The following is a 22,832-nucleotide window of genomic DNA, read 5'->3' as shown; positions in this document are numbered from 1 at the left end:
TCAAGGAACCCGACAAGGAATTCACCAAGGACCCTTATGCAGACCAAACGTGATCAGGTCCAGGCACACATGTTCCTGATGAGCAGGCTGACCACCAGCATGCTGCGCTCCGACCCGGACGCCCCCGAGAGCCCGCAGGGCCGCACCAACCGGGGGGTGGCGATGGGCGTGCTGATCGCCATCATGGTGTCGGCCGGAGCCTTCGTCTTCGGCCTGATCAAACCCGGTACGACCGACTCGTGGCGTACCTCGAAGGCGCTGATCGTGGACGAGGACACCGGCACCAGCTACCTCTACCTGGACAATAGGCTCCGCCCGGTACGCAACCAGACCTCGGCCCGGCTCCTGGTGGGCAGCGAGCTGACCACCACCACCGTGCACAGCTCCTCCCTGGCGGGGGTGGACCGGGGGGCCCCGGTGGGCATCACCGGTGCCCCCCAGACCGTGCCCGACGGCCTCGACTCCGGCCCGTGGCTGGTGTGTTCGGGCACCGGTCTGACCTCATCCGGGACTTCTCCGGGGACCGCGGTCGCGGTCGGGAGCGCGGCCGGGGGCACCGGCCTCGACGCCAACTCGGCGCTGCTGGCGCGGGCCCCGGACAAGACCCTGTACCTGGTGTGGCGGGGCACCAGGCTGCGCCTGGACACCAAGCACGGGGCGGTGTCGGCGCTCGGATACGAGTCCGCGACCCCGTTCCCGGTCACGGAGGCGTTCCTCGACGCGCTGCCGCTGGGCCCCGATCTGACGCCCGTGACGGTCACTGGCCAGGGCGGTACCGGGCCGCGTCTGGACGGCCGCCAGACCCGGATCGGCCAGGTCTTCCAGGTGTCGGCGCCCGGCTCCGCGACCCGCTACTACCTGCTGCGCACGGACGGGCTCACACCGCTGACGGCCACCGAGGCGGCGCTCACCCTGGGCTCGTCCGCGGGCGGCGGGGCGCACGCCACCGACCTGGGCACCGATGCCCTCAGCGGCCGCCTGGCGCCGGTGACGGGCAGTCAGCGAAACACCGCGAGCGCGCTGCCCGCCACTCCGCCCCATCTGGTCCGGGCCACGACGGACCAGAGTGCCTGCGTCCGGATCTCCCCCGGCACCGAGGAGACCCGGTCGAGCGTGTCGCTGCTGGCGCGGAGCGAGCTCGGCCCGGCGGCGCAGACGCCGTCCGAGGGTATGACGCCGGCGTGCGTCCCCGCCGACCGGATCACCGTACCGGCGGGCCGTGGCGCCCTGGTCCGGGCGCTGGGAGCGGGCGGTACGGCGATGGGCGACACCGTGTACCTGGTGACCGACACCGGGATGAAGTACCGGGTGCCCACCAGCCAGGCACTGGAGGCGCTGGGCTTCACCACGTCCGACATCAGGACCATGCCCTCGACCCTGCTGTCGCTCCTGCCCACGGGTCCTGACCTGTCACCGTCGGCAGCGGCCGGCGGCACGTCCTCGGCCACCGCACCGCGCTGCGGTCCGGCCGGCGGCGCCGGGAGCGGACGCACGGGGACGGCCCCGGCCCCTGGGGCCACCTCCCGGGAGTGAACCCGGCGTTGCCCGGCCGCAAGCGATGGCAAGGCAACGGCAAGAGACACACAGGCCCCTTTTCCTAGCCTGAGGCCGCAAGCAGCGGCGGCCCTCGTCCGACGGAAACCGAGTACACGTCCCGCCCCGGACAGCGGCCTCGCAGACCATCACTCCAGAGAACAGAGGTTGGGACGCCATGCGTCAGTCAGAGGAAAGCGCCACCCGGAACGGCATCCAGGCACTGGAGATGGCCTATTCCGGCATCGTGCGCAGTTGCCAGGACGTCGAGAACACCCGCCTGGCCCTGGGCCCCAACTACGGGGGCAAGGACGGCGGACGCTACCAGGAACTGATCAAGGCCTGGGAGGACCAGGGCCAGGTCATCATCACCAACGTCCAGGGAATGATCGACGCCCTGAACGAGACGCTGCAGCAGCAGGGTCTGACACAGGGGGCGAACGACGAGAGCGTCCAGCAGTCCTTTCACCAGTCGCAGGCCGTCTTCGACACCATGGTCGGCTGATCTCCCGGCCCGGCCGGGCCCGTACGGCACCGTTCACGGCCCTTCCCGCGGCGCGGGAGGCCCACACCACTGGCCCGTGCTCGCCCGCGGGTGAGGGGCCCCAACAGAGAGAACCCCGATGAGCGCAAACTTCAGCGACGGCTACATCTACGTCGACTACGCCCATATGAACAACACCGCCGATGACCTGGTCGCGCAGACCCGGGCCATCGAAACCACGCTCGCCAACCTCGACATGGAGCTGCGCACGCTCAAGGAGATGTGGATCGGTGACGACCGCGAGCAGTACGACCAGAAGCAGCTCGCCTGGAACAACGCGGTCACGGCCATGCAGCAGATGCTCAACGTCAATGCCGCGCTGCTGACGGACATCTCCGAGAACTACCAGTACAACGAGCGTTCGCTCAGCCAGATGTGGTCGGCCGTCCGCATCGGCCGTTGAACCGGAAATTCGTGCCCGGGGACCCGGCCGCTCCTTCTCGGGGCGGCGGGTCCCTTCCCGATCACCAGACGTGTGGAGCTGACTCATGGCTGATACTTCGGAAAACAAACTGGCTCTCGACAAAGCAGGAATCCAGCGTTTCATCACCGAGGACGTCAAGCCCTTCCTCAAGGCGATTCTCGACCTGCGGAAGGCGGACGGATCCACTCCGTCGATGGGCCAGCTCCTCGGCCTGGAGCAGTACGACGACAAGAGCCTGTTCGGCCTGCGGATGCCCCTGGCCATCGGCGTGATGGCTGACGACAAGGCGGGCGGGATCGTGAATGGGAACCGCATCAATTCCGAGGTCTCGGCGGTCGCTGAATCCATCCTGAAAATCATGGATGAGCAGGAAGAACTCTTCAACGAGTTCATCCAGGGCCTTGAGGCCACACTCAAGGATCTGTTCGATTCCCAGAACGTGAATCTGGAGAAGATCGACGGCGAGAAGTTCCTCGACAATCTCACCGATGTCGATTCCCTCATACTTGAGGCCGGCACGAATACGTCCGGAACCGCCTGACCGTCGGCCGGTAAACCCACGCGCCTGTCCGGGCATTCCGTTCACTCCTCTCCCCCGCTTCCTGCTCCTGACTCCGCCTCCTCGCACACGGCCTCCGAACCTCGTGGGCGCCTCCATCCCATCCCTGTTACGTGGAGACTTTCCATGGTTGCACCCGCCAATTCCACCGATGACTACTGGCAGCAAGCGATCACTCTGTTCACCGGATATCCGGCACCGGCGCGCAAGGATCTCTTCGACAAGCTGGTCGGGAACGACTCGATCCCCCTCATGCAGGTGGAGATAGTCGACTCGGGCGCCCTCCCGGAGGAAAGCCTTTCCGAGGTGATCAAGAACCTCTACTGGCGGGCCAGCAATTCGGGCACGTCCATCGAGGAGAAGAACATTGTCGTCCCGTTCTACGCACCGAAGTACGGTGAGGAGAATCCAGGTCCGGGCACGCCCGTGAAGCTCCGTTCGGCGAAGATCCGGCTGCTGGGCAGCGCGGCCACGGCAGGCCCGCCGATGGGCGGGGTGGACAGCACGCCCGGAGACTTCGGTGACTACACGGACCTGTCCCTGAAGCAGTACAGCTACGGGGGCGGCATGGCGCTCCGTCAGTTGCTGGATCACCACACAACCGCGGGATTCGAGTGGAACGGCCTCCAGGTCGACCTCGCCAGCGCGGTGGACACCCGTACTTTCGAGCGCGCCGCCCACGCCCTCTCCCGAGCTGCGGTCTTCTTCGACAACCAGAGCAAGGTTCTCGACTCCTGGGAAGCCCGCCTGGGCCCCGACAATCCGCTGTGGCGCGGACAGGCCTCGGGCGTCTTCAAGGACCTCATCCACAAGCTGAACAAGATGTACGGGAGTTACGAGGAGGACATACCGCGCATCTCGGCCTTCGGTTCGAAGCAGGGCCAGCAGTTGATGAACGCCCAGCAGGTCTTCATCAACTCCATGCTGAGGCTGCACCACAAGTGGGACTGGTGGCAGATATGGCGCGGGAATCCGCTTCGCTGGCTGCACGACAATCTCCTGGACCTGACGAAGCAGATCTGGGAGAACAACATCACCAAGGTCAAGTGGGTGACGCACACCGAAAAGACCTCCGCCGCGACATCGAGCATGGTGCAGGCCGACCACAAGGCCAAGGACACCGAACTGGTCACCGAACCCGGCTTCCAGCTGACACATCCCCTGTACGGCCGCTACGACGATCTCCGCTCCTGGAAGCTCATTGGGGAGCAGGGGATCCGGGAGTGGCAGAACTCCGTCATCTCGGACCTCGGAGTTCCCGCCCGGGACGCGATCATGGAGGTGCAGCGCGCGTTCGGCGTCACCCTGAACCGGGTCGTGACGCGAAGCGGCAAGAGTCTGTCCGACGATCTCGTCTCCGACAAGAACGACAAGCTCCAGGACGACCAGAAAGCCGCGCAGGACAAGGCGGACAAGGCGAATGAAGACCTGCTGAAGAAGCAGGAAGAAGCGGCCGCGGAACAGAAAAAGGAGCTGGATGAGCAGAAGAAGGCCGCGAAGGACGCGCAGGACAAGCAGGACAAGTACATGGACGACCAGCTGAAGCAGCAGAAAGATGCGCAGGCCAAACAGGATCAGCAATACGCCGACCAGCTGAAGGCAGCCGAAGAAGCACAAGCCAAACAAGACCAGCAATACGCCGACCAGCAGAAGGCAGCCGAAGAAGCACAAGCCAAACAAGACCAGCAATACGCCGACCAGCAGAAGGCAGCCGAAGAAGCACAAGCCAAACAAGACCAGCAATACGCCGACCAGCAGAAGGCAGCCGAAGAAGCACAAGCCAAACAAGACCAGCAATACGCCGACCAGCAGAAGGCAGCCGAAGAAGCACAAGCCAAACAAGACCAGCAATACGCCGACCAGCAGAAGGCAGCCGAAGAAGCACAGAAGGAGCAGGAGAAGCAGCAGGCCCAGCAGGACGCCGAACAGCAACAGCTTCTCCAGCAGCAACAGCAGGAGCAGGACCAGCAGCAGCAAGAACAGGAGGAGAAGCAGGCCCAGCAGGAGGCCGACTTGGCGGCCCAGCAGAAGGCCCAGGAGCAGCAGTACCTGGCTGCGCAGGTGCTGGCCCAGAATCAGGCCGCCGGCGAGGAGGAGAGGCAGCGGAAGCAGCAGGCCGAACAGGAAGCCGAGCAGGAGGCCCAGCAGCAGCAGTTCCTCGACGAGCAGCAGAAGCAGCAGGAACAGCAAACGGCCGAACTGCAAGCCCAGCAGGACGAGCAGGAGGCCCAGCAGCAGCTCGTCCAGGAGAAGCAGGAGCAGCAGGAGCAGCAGCGGACCGAGCAGGCCCAGCAGCAGGCCGACCAGCTGGCCCAGCAGCAGGCCGACCAGCTGGCCCAGCAACAGGCCGATCTGGAAGCCGATCAGCAAGCCAGGGAGAAGGACCTCAGTTCGCAGCAGGAGAAGTTGGAGAAGGAGCAGGCACAGCGCGAGCAGGAGTTCCAGCAGCAGCTCGACGCGCAGCAGTCCTCGCTCAGCACCCCTGACTTCCGGGACAGCGAGACCGTACTGAATTCCGATGGGTCCGTCACCACCGACTTCGCGGACGGCAGCTTCACGACTGTGGACCCGGACGAGCACACGGCGGTCACCGTCTCGCCCGACGGCAGGGTCGACATCACGGACCTGCCGGACGGGAAGTCCATCCACAACGTCGACGGCAGCTGGACGACGGTCAACTCCGACGGCACGGTGACCACCGACTACCCCGACGGCCATTCCGTCACCATCAACCCCGAGCGCGGTCTGGTGGAGACGGTCTACCCGGACGGCACGTCGGAGCTCTCCCCCCTGAGCCCCGGCAGCGCCCTGCCCGACTACGGCGATGACACCGCCCAGTACACCTCCGCCTACGAGGACCAGCTGTACGACGACCAGCCGCTCGACGAGGACGCCCTGCTCGGCCAGTCGACCGGGCAGAACATGTCGTCCGGGACGTCGTCGAGCCCGATGAGCCCGATGCTGCCGACCGGAACCATGCTCTCCGGACAGACCTCCAGCTCGACCAGCGAGCGGTCCCGGACCGCCGTCGCCGCCGGCCGGCCCGTGACCGCCGCCAGGACCGGCAACCAGATGTACGACGAGGTGGCGGCGCCCGGCTACAGCACGGCGACCTCGTCGGGGATGCCGTACATGCCGCAGATGGGCGGTGGCGGCGGGAACGGCGGCCAGGGAAACCAGACGGAGAGCAGCGACCGGGCCCGCTCGGCCTGGGAGCCGGAGGAGGAGGACGTCTGGGGAACTGACGAGGGAGGCGCCCCGGCATCGATCGGCAGATGACCTGCGGATGACCCGAGGACGGACCACACGAAACAACCGAAGGAACGGACATTGGAAGACGAAATACTCACCAGGCTCGCTCAGGCGAAGGCCCAGATGGACGCCACCCGGGCGGCCGTCGCGCGGGCGGAACAGGAACTGAGACGGACATCCGTCACCGTCGTCTCACGCGACCGCGCCGTCGAGGTCACGGTCGGACCGCAGGGCGAGATCTCCGGACTGCAGTTCCTGGACGGCAAGTACCGCACCATGGGCGCCCCGCACCTGGCCGCCTCGATCCTGGAGGCGGCGGGCGAGGGCAGGGCACAGATGGCGCGCAGGGTCATGGACGCGTTCCAGCCGCTGGAGGAGCCCCTGCCCTCACTGCCGGAGGACCTCGCCCTGGTACCGGGCCTGGAATTCGACTGGAAGGACGTCTTCGGCTCGATGCTCGACATCGGGAACACCGGGGCACAGGACCGGTCGGCAACCGCCAAGCTTCGCGACGAGATAGTGGAGGACGGAGAGAATGGCTGACTTCGGGCAGTACCGCGGCGATGTCTTCGCGTTGCGGCGCGGTGCGGACACACTGACAAGCATCAAGGCCGACTTCCTCGCTGTGCAGCGCGACTTCCAGCAGGAGGTCGCGCAGTACAACGGCTGGTACGGAATAGACGACGACTTCGCCAACAGCACTGGTCCCCAGTACGAGAAGAACAGGGAGTCCTGCCTGTCGGCGCTGGCCACGACGGTGAAAATCGTGGGCGGTCTCATCGACGCGAACCTGGAGCAGATCAAGGCCGTGGAGCAGCCGCAGAGTGACGCGCTGGACGACATCAACTCCGTCGGCCTCCCGACCGACACCGGCTCGGGCACCGACTCCGGGCGCCGTTAGATCTTCCGGATCCCGCGGATCTTTTCGATCCTTGCCGTCCACGGACCGGATCGGCCGACGTCAACGGCTCGATCCGGTCCGCCGTCGCGATCACCATCGCCGCATGAAGCCGCGAGAAAGCGGTTGCGGAAGGGGGCAGTTACTGAACCTCTTTCATCCTGAAGGGTTGCAGGTCAGTGGCGTGTGGACGGCTTGGACGATGGCGCCGATGCGGCCGGTTGAAGTCCTGGCCCGCCGGAGCAGTCGCCAGGACTTCACCCGGGCGAAGGCGCGCTCGCCCGGAGTTCTGATTCGGGCGTGTGCGGTTGAACTGCTGCTGGTGCTGGGCATGTCCGCGGTGGTGGCAGTACCGCGCGCGGGAGGTGGCGCCGGCACCTTGGTAGGCGCGGTCGGCGAGGGCGAGGGTCTGCCGCGTCAGACACGCCTGGACGATGCCGTGCGCGCGGGCAGACGTCAGGTCGTGGGTGCAGCCGGGTGTCGCGCGGGAGAATCAGAGCGGTGTCCCGTCGGAACGGGCGATGACCTGCACGTTCATGCCGTGCTTGCGGTGCTTCTGCGAGTAACCTCGCCGCACGCACGCGGAGGCCCGCGAACCTGCCGGGGACGTCGACTACAGGCAGTCGCTGGACGTCAACCGTCAACTCTGCACCCTGGCGCTGAGGCACCGGTTCGGATTCCTCTGGACGACCGGCTCCGGTTCGTCGCCGACTCGCTGATGACGCACCCCGCCGCCCGGGAGTACTGCAACAGGAACGGAGCCTGGCGGACCGCCGCAGGACGGTGTGCGAGTGGTCGTCCGGGGCGGGTTCCAGGAGGGTGGAACGACCATTCTTTCTTGCGCTAGCCTGGGCGTATGAACCAGAGCGCAAAGGGGCGGGGCACGTCGGAGGCGCGATCGCGGCTGCTGGACACAGCGACCAGGATCTTCTACGCGGAGGGAATCCACTCCGTCGGCGTCGACCGGATCGTGGCGGAGGCGCAGGTCACCCGTGCCACGCTGTACCGGCACTTCACGGGCAAAGAGGACCTCGTCCTCGCGTACCTGGAGCGGGTCGACCGGGACCTCCGGGCGCAGGCCGAAGCCGCTCAGGCGGGCGAGCAGGCACCGGCGGACAAGATCCGCGCCGTCTGCCGGACGATTTCCGCGGGCATCCAGTCCCCGGGTTTCCGGGGGTGTGCCTTCCTCAACGCGGCGGCCGAGTACCCCGATGCCGACCACCCGGTCCACCGGGCCGTCCTCTCCCACCGCCAGTGGTTCCAGGACACCATCACGGGTCTGCTGGCCGAGACCGGTGACCCGGCGGCCGAGCCCGCCGGACGGCATCTCGTCATGCTCCGGGACGGCGCGATGACCTCGGGCTGCCTGGCCGACCCCGCGCTGGTCTCCGAGACCTTCCTGCGGGGCGTCGAAGGGCTCCTGCGGGCCCTCTCCGCCTGACGGCCGGCGGCCGACGAGCCCTCGCGTCCGAGACCGACGGGCTCTCACGCCCGACAGACACCGGCGCGGTTCCCCCGGTGAGCCGAGGGGGTCGCGCCGGTGGCCGAGTTGCGCTCAGCGCTGTCCGGCAGGCCTGCCGGTACCGCACACCGACTGGGTGGCGGTCCTGAGCGCCTGGCGGTGGAGCGTGTCCAGCTGTTCCCGCGCCGCCCCCGAGCCGCCCGCCGGCGCGAGTTGGGCCGCGCATCCGACGGGGTTGTCGCGCAGTCGCTCGGTGTCCTTGAGCTCTTGCAGCAGCTCCGTGGTCAGCCGGTCGAGCTTCTGGCGGATCTGCGCGAGATCGGGGCGTGTGGTGGGGGCCTGCTCGGGGTGATCGGTCCAGCGGTCGAACAGCCCCTGTTGGACGACCTTGCTCGCGGTGATCTGGTCCTGGAAGAACGCGGCCGCCGCGTCCGGGTCCACTCCGACGGTGCCGGCCGCGGCACGGACCTGCTCCAGCACCTGCGCCTCGCGCACGGGGTCTTCGACGGGCGAGGCCGTACCGAACTTGGACGCCGCGACGTCATCGCCCACGCGTAGGCGTTCGACGACGAGCCCCGTCAGAGGGCCGAGCGGGCCGAGCGGGCGGCCGGCCGCCCCGACCGGGACGGCGACGGACCCGGCGTCCGTACGGGCCTCCGCGGCCGCCACGGCCTGGGGAGCGGTCAACGCCGCTGCCGCGCCCAGAAATCCGACGACGGCGGCGCAGCGGGTCATCTTGTTCCGCAGGTTCATTTCCTTCTCCCTTATTCTCTTCGGCGTGGTGTTCGATGTGCGGGGCGATGTGCTCTTCGACGTGCGCGGGAAGCGGGGCTCCCGCGTCGGCCGTCGGCGGACCGTAGAAGGGGCTTCAGGCAGGCAGGGGGCGCGGAAGGTGTTGTCCGGGTCGAAGCGGTGCCTCAGGGCGAGCAGCCGCTCGGTGTTCGGCCCGTAGGCGTGGGTGATCCGGGTGCCCTCGGCCGGGTCCGCGCACCGGACGATGACGCCCGGGCGGGTGGACACGGCCCCGTTCCACAGGGTCCGGCCGGCGTCGCACTCCGGCCCGGTGGTCACCACCCGTCCTGCGGGAACAATCTTCCGCAGGGTGTCGGTGAGACGGCTGAGTCGGGGGTGGGTGGTCGCGGACATGGAACCTCTGCCTCTTCGGAATTCTCGGCACGAACGGAGGACGGGGCGTCTGGCGTCGGCCCCGCCGGCCGGCGGAGCGCGGCGGCTCCGGCCGGTGGGACGGGTCGCGGGAGGGACGGGCGTCGGGGGCGGGGGCGGGGCGCGAGAGGGGGACGGGTCGTCGGGGGCGGTGCGGATCGTCGGGCGTAAGTTCCTCACCGGATGCTGCGGGCAGCTTCTTCGATCATGTGCGTGACCTTGCCGGGGCGGCTGACCATCACGGCGTGGGAGGCGTCGACCTCCTCGGTGTGCGCTCCGGCCCGCTTCGACATGAAGCGCTGGACGTCGGGCGCGATGGCGTGGTCCTGACGGGCAATCAAGCTCCAGGACGGGATGGTGCGGTACGCCTCTTCCGTGCCGGTTTCGGAGACCGCCCGGGTGTTGGCGGGCCGCTGGACCGCGGCCAGGTCGGCGGCCGTCGTCCCGTCTACGTCGCCGGCGAAGAAGTCCCGGAAGTGGGCGGGGTCGATGGACACCTCCGTGCCGTCCGGGACGGGGGTCGCGACCAGCGGGATGGCCGGCGAGGTCCTGGCCGCCAGGTCGCCCACCGTCTCGCCCTTCGCGGGGATAAAGCCGGCGATGTACACGAGGGCCTTGACGTCGGGGTCCGAGACGGCGGAGTTGGTGATCACGGCGCCGCCGTAGGAATGGCCGACCAGGACCACGGGGCCGTCGATGGTGGCGAGGTAGCTGGAGAGGTGGGCCGCGTCGCCGGTGAGTCCCTGCAGCGGGTTGGCGATGGCGCGCACCGGATAGCCGTCCTTGCGCAGCCGCTCCATCACCGCCGACCAGCTGGAGGAGTCAGCCCACGCGCCGTGGACGAGGACGACGGTCGGCTTCGGGGACGCGGACACGGACGGAGGCCCTGGGTCGTCGGCCATCGCCACGCCGGGAGCGGTGGTGGCGCCGAGCAGGACGAGGACGCCGACGGTGAGCGTGACACGACGCGGGATGCGGATGCGCACGGGAGTGGCCTTTCGGGGGAGGCAGAGCTGACGGAGTGGATGGAGCCGAGGAGACGGGTCGAGTCGACGAGGTGGGTGGAGCCGACGGGGTGGATGAGCTGACAGGGGCGGCTGGACCGGCGGCGTCGACCGAGTCGGACGGGCCGGCGGGGTGGTCCGCGCCTGCGGAACGGAGCGGCGGGTCAGCGGGAACTCCGGCGGCGCGGGGGTCCGCTCCACCGCCCGACGAGCCCGGTCCGGGGGCGTCGTGGGCGGTGGGCGTCCTTGTCAGCTCTGCTTGGCCGTAGGGCCGAGGCGCAGGGCCGAGACGAGGAAGAAGATGCCGCCGGGGATCGCGTAGCCGATCGCTCCGGTGAGCGCGGGGTCGTCCGCGCCGGCCGACGCGAGGAACGAGGCCCCGGCCAGCGCCGAAATCGCGCCGCTGGTGATCATCGGCCACTGGCCCCCCAGCTTGCGCCGGGGCACTGCGACGATCAGCTGCACCAGCCCGGACACGATCGCCCAGGCTCCCCACACGCCCAGCACGGCCGGAATGCCGGACGCGCAGGCGATGGCCAGACCACAGGCCGCGGCCAGGCTGACCGCCATGTTCACGTAGAGCAGGACCGGCGATCCCGTGGTGCGGGAGGACCTCGCGTCGACGACCGCGGCCCCTACGTCGAACAGTGGGTACAGCACCAGCAGCACGGCCGCCACCGGAGTGATCTCCGACGCCATCGTGAACATCACGAGCGCCCAGACGATGGCGAACGCGAACCGGACGAAGTACAGCCGCCGCAGGACGGAAGCCGTCCCCGCGGTACCGGACGGAGCAGCTACGGCACTCATGGTGATTCCTTTTCAGCTTGTGGTGGATGCGCACGGGAGAGAACGGTTCGATGCGGGGCAGCGCCCGACTACCGCGTGAACTGCAAGAACGAACGTTCTGCCTCATCAGAGTGGCAGCCACCTCGCCCCGCGTCAAGACCGAACGTTCTCCCCCTTACGCGAGTCGCGGCCCCGCACCCGGAAATCCGGGACCCGGCCGGGGGACGCCCGCGCCCCGCGTCCGCACACTCTCTTCACTGCGACACGGGTCGCAGGGCAGGGCGTGCGACGCGCTGGGCGCAGGGGCGCTGGGCGCGCGGCGCACGGGGCGCCGGGCAGGGCGGGGATGTGCCGGGCAAGCCCGTACGGCCGAATGGCGGGGCGGGCTCGTTGGCCGGGACCGGCAGCCCGGCAGTGGCGCAGCGCGACGGGGGCGGCGAGGGAGAAGACGACGGCCGGTACGGACAGGTGCGTGCTGACGTGGCGTCAGGTCAAGCGCCATGGCTCCGGCGTGCCACGAGGCCACCGGCGACGGTACCGATCGACCAGATCGCGGGAACGAGTTGATGACGGAACGCCCGTAACGACGTTGTACGCGCAACCCGTGCGCGTTCTGCGCGACCTCCGCGAGGTGCGCGACATCCGCGAGGTGCGCGACGTCCGCGAGGTGCGCGACGTCCGCGAGGTGCGCGACGTCCGCGAGGTGCGCGACGTCCGCGACGCGCGTGACCGCGTCCATCGCCCCGGCCAGGAACGGCGCCGCCCCGGAGAGCGGTGCCGCGCCCGCGGACCGGCGGCGAGGGCCTCCGGCATCCGGCGCGCGGACCGGGCCGGATCTCAGGCCGTCAGGCTCGCCGCGGCGGTCGCGCCCAGTTCCCAGCAGGCTTCGACGTCGGCCTTGACCGGCTCTCCGGTGACCGTCACGGCGTCCGCCGTGCGGCGCCATCCCAGGCCGGTGGTGATCGACTCGATCGCGCGCACGGCGCCGGTGACGTCGTTGCCGCCGTGCACCCAGTAGCCGAAGGGGCGGCCCCGGGTGGCGTCCAGGCACGGGTAGTAGATCTGGTCGAAGAAGTGCTTGAGGGCGCCGGACATGTATCCCAGGTTCGCCGGGGTACCGAGCAGTACGCCGTCAGCGGCGAGCACGTCGGACGCCGTGGCGGCGAGGGCCGCACGCCGCACGACACGGACACCCTCGATGCCGTCCGCCGCAGTCCCCGAGAGGACGGCTTCGAAGAGCGCCTGGCAGTTCGGCGAGGGCGTGTGATGGACGATCAGCAGGGTGGCCACAGGATCGAACCCTGCCTCCCCGGCCCCTCCGGCCGCAAGCGGGGCACGCCGCACCGCCGCGCCCGCACCGCCGTGCCCGCCCCGGCATACCCGCCCCGACGACACGACTTTGACGGGCCGTCGCGCCGGGCGTCCCGAAACCTACGCTGACCGCATGGCCCACGAGAGCACCGAGGGGCGCTGACCCCGTCCGGCCGACGCCGCCGGGACCGGAACGGGCAAGGACGCGGGGCGTCCCGCCGACTGGCTCAACTGGCTCAAGGAACGGCTGTACGCGACCATCACCATGATCTCCGTGGTGATCGGCCTCTCGGCCGCCGAGCACCCCACCCCGGCCGGGGCGGCGGCAAGTGTGGCGGCTGCCGCCGTCGGCCTCTGGCTGGCGACGCTCGTCGCCGACGAGCAGGCGCACCGCACGGTGCACGGCCGTACGCCACGCGGGCGGAGCTGCGCCGGATGCTGTGGGTCAGCAGCCCGCTGCTGCTCTCCGCAGCCGGCCCGCTGGTCCTGATCGGCGCCGCCGCTCTGGGCCTGATGTATCTGGAGACCGCGCTCTTCGCGGCGGCGGGGGTCAGCGTGGCAGGCCTGTTCGGCTGGGGCTGGTACGGCGGTGTCCGGCTCGGCAACGGAACCGCGGGCGCCCTGCTGGCCGGCGCCCTCGACGCCGCAATCGGTCTGGTCGTCGCCGTGGTCAAGGCCGCCGTCAGTCACTGACGGCGGCTTCCACGAGGACGAGAACCTGCGGCTGCGTGTCTGCGGACTCGGCTGCGGCACCGTGTTGATGGGCGCCGCCGAACCCGCTTTCCCGGAGGGCCCGGACAAGCCCCGAAGGCCCGGACACAAGCGCCCGAAGGCCCGGGGCAAGCCCTCGCAGGTCCTTACCCGGCCCGCCGGACGGCGGGAAGGTCGTCGACCGGTCGGCGCGTGCCGCCCCGGTGCTCAGCTGGGCCGGGCGAGCTTCCGGGCGGTACCGCAGTGCACGGTGCGTCCGTGGCGCCGCAGTTGTACGAGCGTCACGGTGAACAGAGCGGCGAACACCGCGAGGAGCACCCCCGCGATCGCCGCATGCCTGCCTTCGGCCGCCTCCGGCCCGTCTCCCTGGGTGAGCAGGACGAGCAGGGAGAGCAGCGCACCCACCAGGTAGACGGAACGCACGCGCCGCAACTGCCGCAGCGCACGGGGAGCCAGAGCCACATGCCTCTTCGATGCCATGCACGGCTTCTGCCCCGGCCCCTGGAGGACAGAACCTCCTACCGTGCGGGGAGCCGGAGTTGGAGGGCGGGGAAGTGCGGTAGCTCGAAGCCGAGTTCCTCGTAGAGGCGGGTCCCGTCCTGCGTGGCGTTGAGGTCGACCATGGTCACCCCGGTCTCCTCGGCGAACCAGAGCAGCAGCGCTTCGGTGCAGGCGCGCGCGTGTCCCCTGCGGCGGGCGGCGGGTTCGGTGCTTACGTTGAAGACGTGGCCGCGCAGGCCGCTGGGGCTGTTGGGGCCCGGGGCGCGGTGCTCGCAGCTGCCGGCCGCACTGCTGACCACACCGAGTTCGGGTTCGTCCACGACGAAGACGGCGAACTCGTGCACCGCCGGCAGGCGTTCGGTGAACCACCGGGCCGCGGCACCGCGCCAGGGCGCGTCCTCGGGCCCGACCGCCGTCCCCATTTCGGCCAGCATCAGCGCTCGGAGCCGTACGAGGGCGGGTACGTCGTCGGCCGTAGCGCGGCGGACCTGCGGGGCGGGGGCGATGCGCGCACTCTCCATGCCACACATGGTGGGCACGGACCCCCCGCGCGGCAAGCGGATTGTCCTGTCCCCTCGGGGGAAGACGGTGCGCGTGGCCGTTCGTGACCGTGTCCGGTCGTGCTCGTCCGTCCGTCGTAGGAGGGGTTGCTCGCATGGCAGTCAACAAGTCCCTGGTCCTCGTGCTCGACTGCGCCGATCCGATGGAACTGGCCGAGTTCTACGCCAGGTTGCTGGGGGCCGAGTCGAGGCCCGGTCAGGGCAACGACTTCGTGGAGGTCGTCGGCGAGTCCGGGGTGCATCTGGCGATCCGGCGGGATCTCGGGTACGCGCCGCCGAGCTGGCCCCGGCCGGACGACTCGCAGCAGGCCCATGTGCTCATCCGCGTCGAGCGGGTGGACATGGACGCGGCGGAGCGGGAGGCGATCGGGCTGGGTGCCACCCCGGTGGAAGCGCGGAACAACGGTGGCCTCCACGACACCCGTCATTACGCCGATCCGGCCGGGCACGGGTTTGCGCTGACCGCGGCGTGAAGCACGCTCCCCAGGGCGGCGTGCGGAACCGCCGGATCGTCACCTTCGCGCAGGTCAGCGCCGCGCGCGGAGGAGAAGCGGGAGCAGCGCGTCTGTTCCCCGGGAGGGAGAGGCTGGGCTGAGGTCCCGTCCCGTCCGGTCGGAAAATCTCACCGGGCGCCCTCCGAGACCCGCACGGAGTCCCTCTCCCATGCCCAGAATCTCCAAGGCCGTCCTCGCGGCTGCCGGCTTGCTGGTCGCGACCGCGACCGCGCTCGCCGGTCCCGGCACCGTGGCCGCCCAGGCCGCTCCACCGGGCCCCGCCGGCGCCCACGGCGACAGCGGCCACGGCGGCAGCGGTCACGGCACCGGCGTGCCGACAGTGGCGGACGACGGCACGGTCACCCGTAACGCCGAGTACTACACCCTCGGCAGCCTCGCGCGCTTCGTGGGCCGGGGCGCTGTGCGCATCGCCGGCACTTCCTTCGGCACCACCGGCTGGAACGGCCAGGTCGAGGACGTCGCCTTCCGCAACCCGGACGGCAGCACCGTGCTGGTCGCCCACGACGAGAGCGACGACCCGCAGACCTTCGCCGTCCGCGAGGGCGACAGGTACCTGCCGTACACGCTGCCCGGCGGCGCGCTGGCCGACTTCCCGACACCGGTTCCTCGGTGACCATCCGCGCGGCCGCACCGCTCCGGTGAGCGCCGACGGCACGCACTGGACCGACGTGGTCACCGGCGCTGCCGGCACCGGGCAGTTCACCACCATCGAGCTCCCGCGCCGTCAGGTCCGTCGGGTGCGGCTGACGCTCACCGCGTCCGCCGGGAACTGATGGAGCGTGGCGGACGTCCGCGCCTGCACCGACGACCGCCGACGTCCTTCACCGACGCGTTTTCCCCCGGCACGGCCGTTCCTCAACTGCGAGGAGCGGCCGTGCTGTTGCGTACGATCAGGCTGGTGGCGAGCTCCATCCTCGTGGTCATCGGGGCTTCGTCGCGGAGCCGTACGAGCATCTGGACCGCCTCCTCGGCCATCTGCCGCAGCGGCTGATGGACGGTGGTGAGGGCGGGGCTGGACCAGCGGGCGATCGGCACGTCGTCGAACCCGACGACGGAGAGGTCGTGCGGGACGCGGAGTCCGCTGACCCGGGCCGCTTCGAGCACGCCGAGCGCCTGGAGGTCGCTGCCGGCGAAGATCGCGGTGGGGGGGTCGGGCAGGGCGAGCAGCTCCATCGTCCGGTCGTAGCCGCCCTCGACGTGGAAGTCGCCGTAGAGCACCAGGTCGGAGGAGGCTTCCAGGCCGGCCATGCTCATCGCGGAGCGGTAGCCGTCGAGCCGGGCGAGGGAGCAGATCATGTCCTCGGGGCCGGTGATGATGCCGATCCGGCGGTGGCCCAGTTCGATGAGGTGGCGCGTGGCGGCGAGGCCGCCGCTCCAGTTCGCCGAGCCGACCGAGGGGACGTCCGGTTCGGGGTCGCCGGCCGGGTCGATGATCACGAAGGGGATCGACCGGGAACGCAGCTGCTGCTTGAACTCCAGCGGCAGGGCCGAGAAGACCAGCACCACACCGAGCGGGCGGCGCTGGAGCACCCCTTCGATCCACTCCGGGCTCGGTGAATGGCGGGTGCCGCTCTCGGTGAGCACCACACCCGCCCCATGGAGCTTGGCGACGTTCTCGACGCCCTTGATCAGCTCCATCGCCCAGATGCTCTCCAGCTCGTGGAAGACGAGCTCGATGAGCGGCGCCTCCCGGGCGGACCGGGTGGTGCGCCGGTAGGAGTGTGTCTCCAGCAGGCGTTCCACCTTGACCCGAGTCGGCGCGGCAACGTCCTGTCTGCCGTTCAGAACCTTCGAAACTGTCGAAATGGAGACGCCGGCCTGCTGGGCCACCTGGGCGAGGGTGATGCGGCCCACGTTCTCGTCATCGCGCATGGTGAGAAGCATAGGGCACGAACAATTGGCCAACAGAGATAACAAATCAGCAACTTGAGCCATGAGGGTTGACCCCTCCAGTCGCCGAGCCCTAGCGTCCCGACGCATGAAGTTTCGGTAATGAAGCCGAAACATTTTCGAAAGGCGAGACCATGACGCGACGCAACCGGCTCCCACGTATCGCCGTCGTCGGCGGGCTGGCGCTGACCATGGCCCTGTCCCTCTCCGCCTGTGGAGGCGATGACTCCGCTTCCGGCGGCGACAAGATCCACGTGCTGGTCTACGGGGATGCCACGAACAAGGTGGAGAAGCAGCTCGTCGCCACCTTCAACAAGTCGTCGAAGGTCAAGGTGGTCCTGGACACCATCCCCGGTGCCGACTACCAGGCGAAGCTGCAGACGATCATCAACAGCAAGCAGGCGCCGGACGTCTTCTTCAACTGGGGCGGCGGCAGCATCAAGCCGTTCGTGGACGCCGGTCTGCTCCTCCCGCTGGACGACTTCATCGCGAAGGACCCGGGACTCAAGGACAACTTCCTCCCCTCCGTGTTCAACAGCACCGTGGTGGACGGCAAGGCCTACGGCATCCCGATGCGCGGTACGCAGCCGGTGCTGATGTTCAACAACAGCAAGGTGCTCAAGGAGAACGGCCTGACGGCCCCCAAGACCTGGGACGAGCTGCTGAACGCCGTGAAGGTCCTCAAGTCGAAGGGCGTCACCCCGATCGCCCTCGGCGGCGGGGACAAGTGGCCGACGCTGATGTGGTTCGAGTACCTCTTCGACCGCGTCGCCGGCCCTGAGCTCGTCCAGAGCGCGGTCAAGGGCGACAAGGACGTCTGGGCGACCGACGGCAGCAGGGACGCGCTCAACAAGCTCAAGGAACTCATCGACGCCGGCGCCTTCGGCACCAACTTCGACTCCGTGAAGTTCACCGACGGCGGCTCGCCCACGCTTCTCGCCACCGGCAAGGCGGCCTTCGAGCTGATGGGTTCGTGGGAGTACTCGACCCTCCAGGACTCCCAGCCGGACTTCGCCAAGTCGGACCTCGACTACAGTGCCTTCCCCAGCATCGACGGCGGCAAGGGCGCCCCGACCGACATCGTGGGCAACACCAACAACTTCTACTCCGTGCTGAAGAAGACCAAGCACCCGGAGGAGGTTGCCGAGTTCCTGAAGCTCATGTACTCCGACCAGTTCGTGAAGGCGCAGCTCTCGATCGGCAACCTGCCGACCACGACCAACACCGAAGCGCAGCTGGACACCGCCGCCAGCCCCGACTACGCGCACTTCCAGTACGACCTGGTCAAGAACGCGCCCTCCTTCCAGCTCTCCTGGGACCAGGCGTACCCGCAGACCGCCGGCACGGCTCTGACGACCGCGGTGCAGCAGTTCTTCAACGGCGGGATCGACGTGGACGGCTTCATCAAGGCGATGCAGGGCCTGCCCACCTCCTGACCGCGCCCCACCATCCGATTTGGAACACCTCTCATGACCACAACTGCCACCGCGGTCCCCGCGGCCAGCAAAGGGGTCCAGCGGAGCGGCCGTCGACCCGGCCGCTCCCATGAAGGCGCCAGCCGCCCCGGCTTTGCCTGGGCGGCTCCGGCTGCCGTCTTCTTCGGCCTCTTCGCCATCGTCCCGCTCATCCTGGTCGTCGTCCTCTCCTTCGCGACCTGGGACGGGCTCTCCGACCCGGAGTTCACGGGTCTGGACAACTGGAAGAAGTTGTTCGACGACCCGATCATGATCAAGAGCCTCTGGCTCAGCCTGCTGCTCACCTTCCTGGGCGTCGCCGTACAGACCCCGCTCTCCATCCTGCTGGGGGTGTGGGCCGCCGGTCACCAGCGCAACCGGGCCGTGCTGTCCGCGATCTACTTCATCCCGCTGCTGCTCTCCGCCGCTGCCGTCTCCGTGCTGTGGCGCGCGGTGCTCGACCCCAACTTCGGTGTCCCGGCGCACGCCAAGTGGCTGTTCGGCGACGGGAACCTGTTCGGCAACCAGAGCACCGCGATCGGGGTCCTGATCTTCGTCAGCACCTGGCAGTTCACCCCGCTGCACACGCTGATCTACCAGGGCGCGGCCCGTTCGGTACCCCGGGTGCTCTACCAGGCCGCGGAGATCGACGGGGCGGGCCGGTACCGGCAGTTCTTCCACATCACGCTGCCGCAGCTGCGCAACAGCGTCGTGACCTCGATGATCCTGATGGTGGTCGGCGGTCTGACGACGTTCGACACCGTCCTCATCCTCACCCAGGGCGGCCCGGGTACGGACACCACGATCAGCGCCTACTACATGTACCAGAAGGCGTTCAAGACCTTCGACTACGGAACGGCCTCGGCCATCGGCGTGATGCTGGTCCTGGTCGCCACGGTCATCTCGCTGGTGATGGTGCGCCTCACGGGCTACGACAAGATGAACAGCACCATGGAGGGCATGTGAGCAGGCGCCGTCCCAACATCCTCGCCGGCTTCGGCTCCACCGTCTGGCTCCTCGTCGTGGGGCTGCCGCTCTACGTGATGCTCGTCGCGACCTTCCAGAGCCGCGCCGACTACGGATCCAACGGCCCGTTCGCGTTGCCCAAGCACTTCACGCTCGACAACTACGTCAACGACTTCAACAGCGGGTTCGGGCAGTACTTCCTGAACACCGTGATCGTCACCCTTTCCGTGGTGGCCATCGTGGTCCTGCTCGTGGCGCCGCTCTCGTACGCGATCGTCCGCAGCCGCAGCCGCGTGACCGGCATGGTGTTCCGGCTCTTCCTGCTGGGGCTCGCCATCCCCTCGCAGGCCGTGATCGTGCCCATGTTCTTCGCGATGAGCGAAGCCGGGCTCTACGACAACCTCGTCGGCATCATCCTGCCGACAGCGGCGTTCGCGATGCCGGTGTGCGCCCTGATCCTCACCGGTGTGATGCGCGACATCACCCCGGAGCTGTACGAGGCCATGACGATGGACGGCGCCACCCACCGGCGGGTCTTCTTCCAGCTGGTACTGCCGCTCTCCAAGAGCGGGATCTCCACCATCGTCGTCTTCTCCGCCCTCCAGGCGTGGAACGGCTTCCTCTTCCCGCTCGTCCTGACGCAGTCGGCCTCGTCCAAGGTCATCACCATGGGCCTCTACGACTTCCAGACCGAACACGGGGTCGACATGCCGGGGATGCTCGCGGCTGTCGTGCTGTCCATGCTCCCCATCCTGCTCGTATATCTGTTCGCCCGCCGAGCCCTGGTACAGGGGCTGATGGGAGTCGGAGGAAAGTGACCGACCACGTGTCCGTACAGACCGAACCGGCCGAAGAAGTGACGCTCCCGCTGTGGCGGGACCCGTCCCGCACCCCGGCCGATCGCGCAGACGCCCTGCTCCGGGAGATGACGCTGGAGGAGAAGATCGCCCAGCTCTTCGGAATCTGGGTGGGCGCCTCCGACGAAGGGGCCGAAGTCGCCCCGCACCAGCACGACATGGAGGAGCCTCCGCCGCTGGCCGACCTGCTGCCCGAGGGGCTGGGCCAGCTCACCCGGCCGTTCGGTACGGTCCCGGTCGACCCCGCCCTCGGTGCGCTCTCGCTGCTGCGCACGCAGAGCGCGATCACCGCCGCCAACCGCTTCGGCATCCCCGCCGTGGCCCACGAGGAGTGCCTCGCGGGATTCGCCGCCTACGGCGCGACCGCGTACCCCGTGCCGCTGTCCTGGGGCGCGACCTTCGACCCGGCGCTCATCGGCGACATGGCGGCGGCGATCGGCCGCGACATGCGCTCGGTCGGCGTCCACCAGGGGCTCGCCCCGGTGCTCGACGTGGTGCGCGACGCCCGCTGGGGCCGCGTGGAGGAGACCATCGGCGAGGACCCGTACCTCATCGGCACGATCGCCACGGCCTACATCAAGGGCCTGGAGCAGGCCGGCATCGTCGCCACCCTCAAGCACTTCGCCGGTTACTCGGCCTCCCGCGCGGGCCGCAACCTGGCACCGGTCGGCATGGGCTCGCGCGAACGCGCCGACGTCATCCTGCCGCCGTTCGAGATGGCCGTGCGCGAGAGCGGTGTGCGCTCGGTGATGCACGCCTACACCGACACGGACGGCGTCCCGTCCGCCGCGGACCGGGAACTGCTCACCGGACTGCTCCGGGACACGTGGGGCTTCGACGGCACCGTGGTCGCCGACTACTTCGGCATCGCGTTCCTCAAGTCCCTGCACGGTGTGGTCGGGACCTTCGGGGAAGCGGCGGTCGCCGCGCTCCTCGCCGGCGTCGACGTGGAGCTGCCGACCGTCAACACGTTCGGTGAGCCGCTCCGCGCCGCCGTCGCCGAGGGGCTCATCGCCGAGGCCGACATCGACCGCGCCGCCCGCCGCGTCCTCGTGCAGAAGGCGCAGCTCGGTCTGCTGGACGCCGACTGGAACCCGGTCCCCGACGCGCTCGCCGGGGCCGAACTCGCCCCGGAGACGCTCCGCGGCACGGTGGTCCTGGACAGCGACGCCAACCGCGCCCTGGCCCGCCGGATCGCCGAGCGCGCCATCGTGCTGCTCCGCAACGACGGCATCCTGCCGCTGGGCGGCGAGAACGCCCCCGCCCGCATCGCGCTGATCGGCCCCAACGCCGACCTGGCCACCGCCGTGCTCGGCTGCTACTCCTTCCCCGTGCACGTCGGCAGCCAGCACCCGGAGATGCCGCTCGGAGTCGACCTGCCCACGCTGCGCGAGGCGTTGGTGGCGGAGTTCCCCGGCAGCGAGATCGTCACCGCGGCCGGCTGTGGCATCGACGACGGTGGTACGGACGGCTTCAGCGAGGCCCTGGCCGTCGCACGCGACGCCGACATCGTCATCACCGCGCTGGGCGACCGGGCCGGTCTCTTCGGCCGGGGCACCAGCGGCGAGGGCTGCGACGCCGGTTCCCTCACCCTGCCCGGTGTCCAGCAGCAGCTGCTGGACGCGCTCCTGGACACCGGCACCCCGGTCGTCGTCACCCTGCTGGCGGGCCGTCCGTACGCGCTCGGGCGCGCGGTCGACGAGGCCGCGGCCGTCGTGCAGACCTTCTTCCCGGGCGAGGAGGGCACCCACGCGCTCGCCTCGGTGCTGAGCGGACGGGTCGCCCCGTCCGGGCGGCTCCCCGTCAGCGTCCCGATGAAGCCGGACGCGCAGCCGTCCACCTACCTCGCGGCCCGCCTGGGGCACGCGAACGAGGTCTCCAACATCGACCCGACGCCCGCGTTCGGTTTCGGCCACGGGCTCGCGTACACGACCTTCGAGTGGTCGGGTCTCGCCGTCGCCTCGGCGGAGATCGGCACCGACGGTTCGGCCGAACTGGAGTGCACGGTACGGAACACCGGTGACCGCGACGGCGTCGAGGTCGTCCAGCTCTACCTGCACGACCCGGTCGCCTCGGTCGTCCAGCCGGTGCAGCGCCTGGCCGGTTACGTACGGGTCGAGCTGGCGGCCGGCGAGGCCGCCAGGGTGCGCGTCGCCGTCCCCGCCGACCTCGCCTCCTTCACCGGCCGCGACGGCGTGCGCGTGGTGGAGCCGGGCGCGCTGGAGCTGCGCCTCAGCGCCTCCAGCACGGACCCGCGCCTCACCGCCGAGGTGACGCTCACCGGCCCCGCGCGGAAGGTGGACCACACCCGCCGGCTGCACGCCGAGTTCGAGGTGGAGACGGTCAAGGGACTCTGACACCCTCGCCGCTCCTCCGACGAGCGCAGGAGCCCGGCCCCCGTCCGAGGGGGCCGGGCTTCCGTCATGTCCGGGGTGCGC

23 protein-coding genes and 2 pseudogenes are annotated in these 22,832 nt (G+C 69.4%); 16 read left to right on the top strand and 9 right to left on the bottom strand.

The genetic code is table 11. The features are described 5' to 3' along the window. The first annotated feature begins 36 nt into the window (after positions 1–36). The 7 genes from eccB to OHA55_RS26245 all read left to right on the top strand — a co-directional run bounded on the left by eccB (position 37) and on the right by OHA55_RS26245 (position 7,213). Positions 37–1,533, top strand: coding sequence for a type VII secretion protein EccB (gene eccB, locus OHA55_RS26275; RefSeq protein ID WP_266710122.1), 1,497 nt, complete (start codon positions 37–39; stop codon positions 1,531–1,533). 178 nt (positions 1,534–1,711) lie between these two features. Then, positions 1,712–2,038 carry a hypothetical protein gene (locus tag OHA55_RS26270; protein ID WP_266710121.1) on the top strand — a complete coding sequence of 109 codons (327 nt, stop codon included), beginning with the start codon at positions 1,712–1,714 and terminating at the stop codon, positions 2,036–2,038. A 118-nt stretch (positions 2,039–2,156) separates the two neighbouring features. Then, positions 2,157–2,480: a WXG100 family type VII secretion target gene (locus OHA55_RS26265; protein ID WP_266710120.1), complete on the top strand. Its 324-nt coding sequence runs from the start codon at positions 2,157–2,159 to the stop codon at positions 2,478–2,480. A gap of 85 nt (positions 2,481–2,565) precedes the next feature. Continuing rightward, complete coding sequence (locus OHA55_RS26260; protein WP_266710119.1) at positions 2,566–3,042, top strand: type VII secretion system-associated protein; 477 nt, start codon at positions 2,566–2,568, stop codon at positions 3,040–3,042. 144 nt (positions 3,043–3,186) lie between these two features. Further along, the gene (locus OHA55_RS26255) at positions 3,187–6,339 is read left to right on the top strand and encodes an AAWKG family protein (RefSeq protein WP_266710118.1); all 3,153 of its coding nucleotides are present in this window, start codon (positions 3,187–3,189) and stop codon (positions 6,337–6,339) included. A gap of 51 nt (positions 6,340–6,390) precedes the next feature. Continuing rightward, entirely contained in the window at positions 6,391–6,855 is a 465-nt protein-coding gene (locus OHA55_RS26250) for a YbaB/EbfC family nucleoid-associated protein (RefSeq protein ID WP_266710117.1), read from the top strand. Continuing rightward, positions 6,848–7,213, top strand: a complete 366-nt coding sequence (locus OHA55_RS26245) for a hypothetical protein (RefSeq protein WP_266710116.1) — start codon at positions 6,848–6,850, stop codon at positions 7,211–7,213. The genes OHA55_RS26250 and OHA55_RS26245 overlap by 8 nt, the downstream gene beginning before the upstream one ends. Positions 7,214–7,366: 153 nt before the next feature. Here OHA55_RS26245 and OHA55_RS26240 read toward each other — a convergent pair. Continuing rightward, a pseudogene (locus OHA55_RS26240) lies at positions 7,367–7,775 on the bottom strand (transposase family protein); the annotation flags it as partial. Positions 7,776–8,066: 291 nt separating this feature from the next. Here OHA55_RS26240 and OHA55_RS26235 point away from each other — a divergent pair. After that, positions 8,067–8,651, top strand: coding sequence for a TetR/AcrR family transcriptional regulator (locus tag OHA55_RS26235; RefSeq protein ID WP_266710115.1), 585 nt, complete (start codon positions 8,067–8,069; stop codon positions 8,649–8,651). A 114-nt stretch (positions 8,652–8,765) separates the two neighbouring features. Here OHA55_RS26235 and OHA55_RS26230 read toward each other — a convergent pair whose 3' ends face one another. The 5 genes and pseudogenes from OHA55_RS26230 to OHA55_RS26210 all read right to left on the bottom strand — a co-directional run bounded on the left by OHA55_RS26230 (position 8,766) and on the right by OHA55_RS26210 (position 12,919). Beyond that, positions 8,766–9,818: a chorismate mutase gene (locus OHA55_RS26230; RefSeq protein WP_266710114.1), complete on the bottom strand. Its 1,053-nt coding sequence runs from the start codon at positions 9,816–9,818 to the stop codon at positions 8,766–8,768. A 194-nt stretch (positions 9,819–10,012) separates the two neighbouring features. Further along, positions 10,013–10,822, bottom strand: coding sequence for an alpha/beta fold hydrolase (locus OHA55_RS26225; protein WP_266710113.1), 810 nt, complete (start codon positions 10,820–10,822; stop codon positions 10,013–10,015). Positions 10,823–11,089: 267 nt separating this feature from the next. Next, positions 11,090–11,650, bottom strand: a complete 561-nt coding sequence (locus tag OHA55_RS26220; protein WP_266710112.1) for a hypothetical protein — start codon at positions 11,648–11,650, stop codon at positions 11,090–11,092. Between the two features lie 451 nt (positions 11,651–12,101). Then, a pseudogene (locus OHA55_RS26215) lies at positions 12,102–12,254 on the bottom strand (MFS transporter); the annotation flags it as partial. A gap of 212 nt (positions 12,255–12,466) precedes the next feature. Then, on the bottom strand, positions 12,467–12,919 hold the full coding sequence (locus OHA55_RS26210) for a flavodoxin family protein (protein WP_266710111.1): 453 nt from the start codon (positions 12,917–12,919) through the stop codon (positions 12,467–12,469). Between the two features lie 456 nt (positions 12,920–13,375). Here OHA55_RS26210 and OHA55_RS26205 point away from each other — a divergent pair, with 456 nt between their 5' ends. Then, positions 13,376–13,633 (top strand): hypothetical protein, encoded by a 258-nt coding sequence (locus OHA55_RS26205; RefSeq protein WP_266710110.1) that lies wholly within the window; start codon positions 13,376–13,378, stop codon positions 13,631–13,633. A gap of 225 nt (positions 13,634–13,858) precedes the next feature. Here OHA55_RS26205 and OHA55_RS26200 read toward each other — a convergent pair whose 3' ends face one another. Both OHA55_RS26200 and OHA55_RS26195 read right to left on the bottom strand, forming a co-directional pair. Further along, entirely contained in the window at positions 13,859–14,131 is a 273-nt protein-coding gene (locus OHA55_RS26200; RefSeq protein WP_266710109.1) for a hypothetical protein, read from the bottom strand. 38 nt (positions 14,132–14,169) lie between these two features. Next, positions 14,170–14,673: a GNAT family N-acetyltransferase gene (locus tag OHA55_RS26195; protein ID WP_266710108.1), complete on the bottom strand. Its 504-nt coding sequence runs from the start codon at positions 14,671–14,673 to the stop codon at positions 14,170–14,172. 134 nt (positions 14,674–14,807) lie between these two features. Between OHA55_RS26195 and OHA55_RS26190 the strand changes: the two genes are divergently transcribed. The 3 genes from OHA55_RS26190 (at position 14,808) to OHA55_RS26180 (ending at position 16,000) form a co-directional block, all read left to right on the top strand. Beyond that, entirely contained in the window at positions 14,808–15,185 is a 378-nt protein-coding gene (locus OHA55_RS26190; RefSeq protein ID WP_266710107.1) for a VOC family protein, read from the top strand. Positions 15,186–15,375: 190 nt separating this feature from the next. Further along, complete coding sequence (locus OHA55_RS26185) at positions 15,376–15,840, top strand: glycoside hydrolase family 30 beta sandwich domain-containing protein (RefSeq protein WP_266710106.1); 465 nt, start codon at positions 15,376–15,378, stop codon at positions 15,838–15,840. Between the two features lie 25 nt (positions 15,841–15,865). Next, positions 15,866–16,000 carry a hypothetical protein gene (locus OHA55_RS26180; RefSeq protein ID WP_266710105.1) on the top strand — a complete coding sequence of 45 codons (135 nt, stop codon included), beginning with the start codon at positions 15,866–15,868 and terminating at the stop codon, positions 15,998–16,000. Between the two features lie 82 nt (positions 16,001–16,082). Here OHA55_RS26180 and OHA55_RS26175 read toward each other — a convergent pair whose 3' ends face one another. Beyond that, the gene (locus OHA55_RS26175; protein ID WP_266710104.1) at positions 16,083–17,111 is read right to left on the bottom strand and encodes a LacI family DNA-binding transcriptional regulator; all 1,029 of its coding nucleotides are present in this window, start codon (positions 17,109–17,111) and stop codon (positions 16,083–16,085) included. A gap of 140 nt (positions 17,112–17,251) precedes the next feature. Here OHA55_RS26175 and OHA55_RS26170 point away from each other — a divergent pair, with 140 nt between their 5' ends. Genes OHA55_RS26170 through OHA55_RS26155 form a run of 4 tightly spaced genes read left to right on the top strand, consistent with a single transcriptional unit; the run spans position 17,252 to position 22,751 of the window. Then, positions 17,252–18,553 carry an ABC transporter substrate-binding protein gene (locus tag OHA55_RS26170; protein ID WP_266710103.1) on the top strand — a complete coding sequence of 434 codons (1,302 nt, stop codon included), beginning with the start codon at positions 17,252–17,254 and terminating at the stop codon, positions 18,551–18,553. Between the two features lie 33 nt (positions 18,554–18,586). Next, positions 18,587–19,537 carry a carbohydrate ABC transporter permease gene (locus tag OHA55_RS26165; RefSeq protein ID WP_266710102.1) on the top strand — a complete coding sequence of 317 codons (951 nt, stop codon included), beginning with the start codon at positions 18,587–18,589 and terminating at the stop codon, positions 19,535–19,537. Next, entirely contained in the window at positions 19,534–20,355 is an 822-nt protein-coding gene (locus tag OHA55_RS26160) for a carbohydrate ABC transporter permease (protein ID WP_266710101.1), read from the top strand. The genes OHA55_RS26165 and OHA55_RS26160 overlap by 4 nt, the downstream gene beginning before the upstream one ends. After that, entirely contained in the window at positions 20,352–22,751 is a 2,400-nt protein-coding gene (locus tag OHA55_RS26155) for a glycoside hydrolase family 3 N-terminal domain-containing protein (protein ID WP_266710100.1), read from the top strand. The genes OHA55_RS26160 and OHA55_RS26155 overlap by 4 nt, the downstream gene beginning before the upstream one ends. The last annotated feature ends 81 nt before the right edge of the window (positions 22,752–22,832 follow it).

Origin of the sequence: Streptomyces sp. NBC_00102, from assembly GCF_026343115.1 — a bacterium.
Lineage (GTDB): Bacteria > Actinomycetota > Actinomycetes > Streptomycetales > Streptomycetaceae > Streptomyces.
Note: the sequence above shows the minus strand (reverse complement) of the source record. Positions and strands in the feature narration are given on the sequence as shown.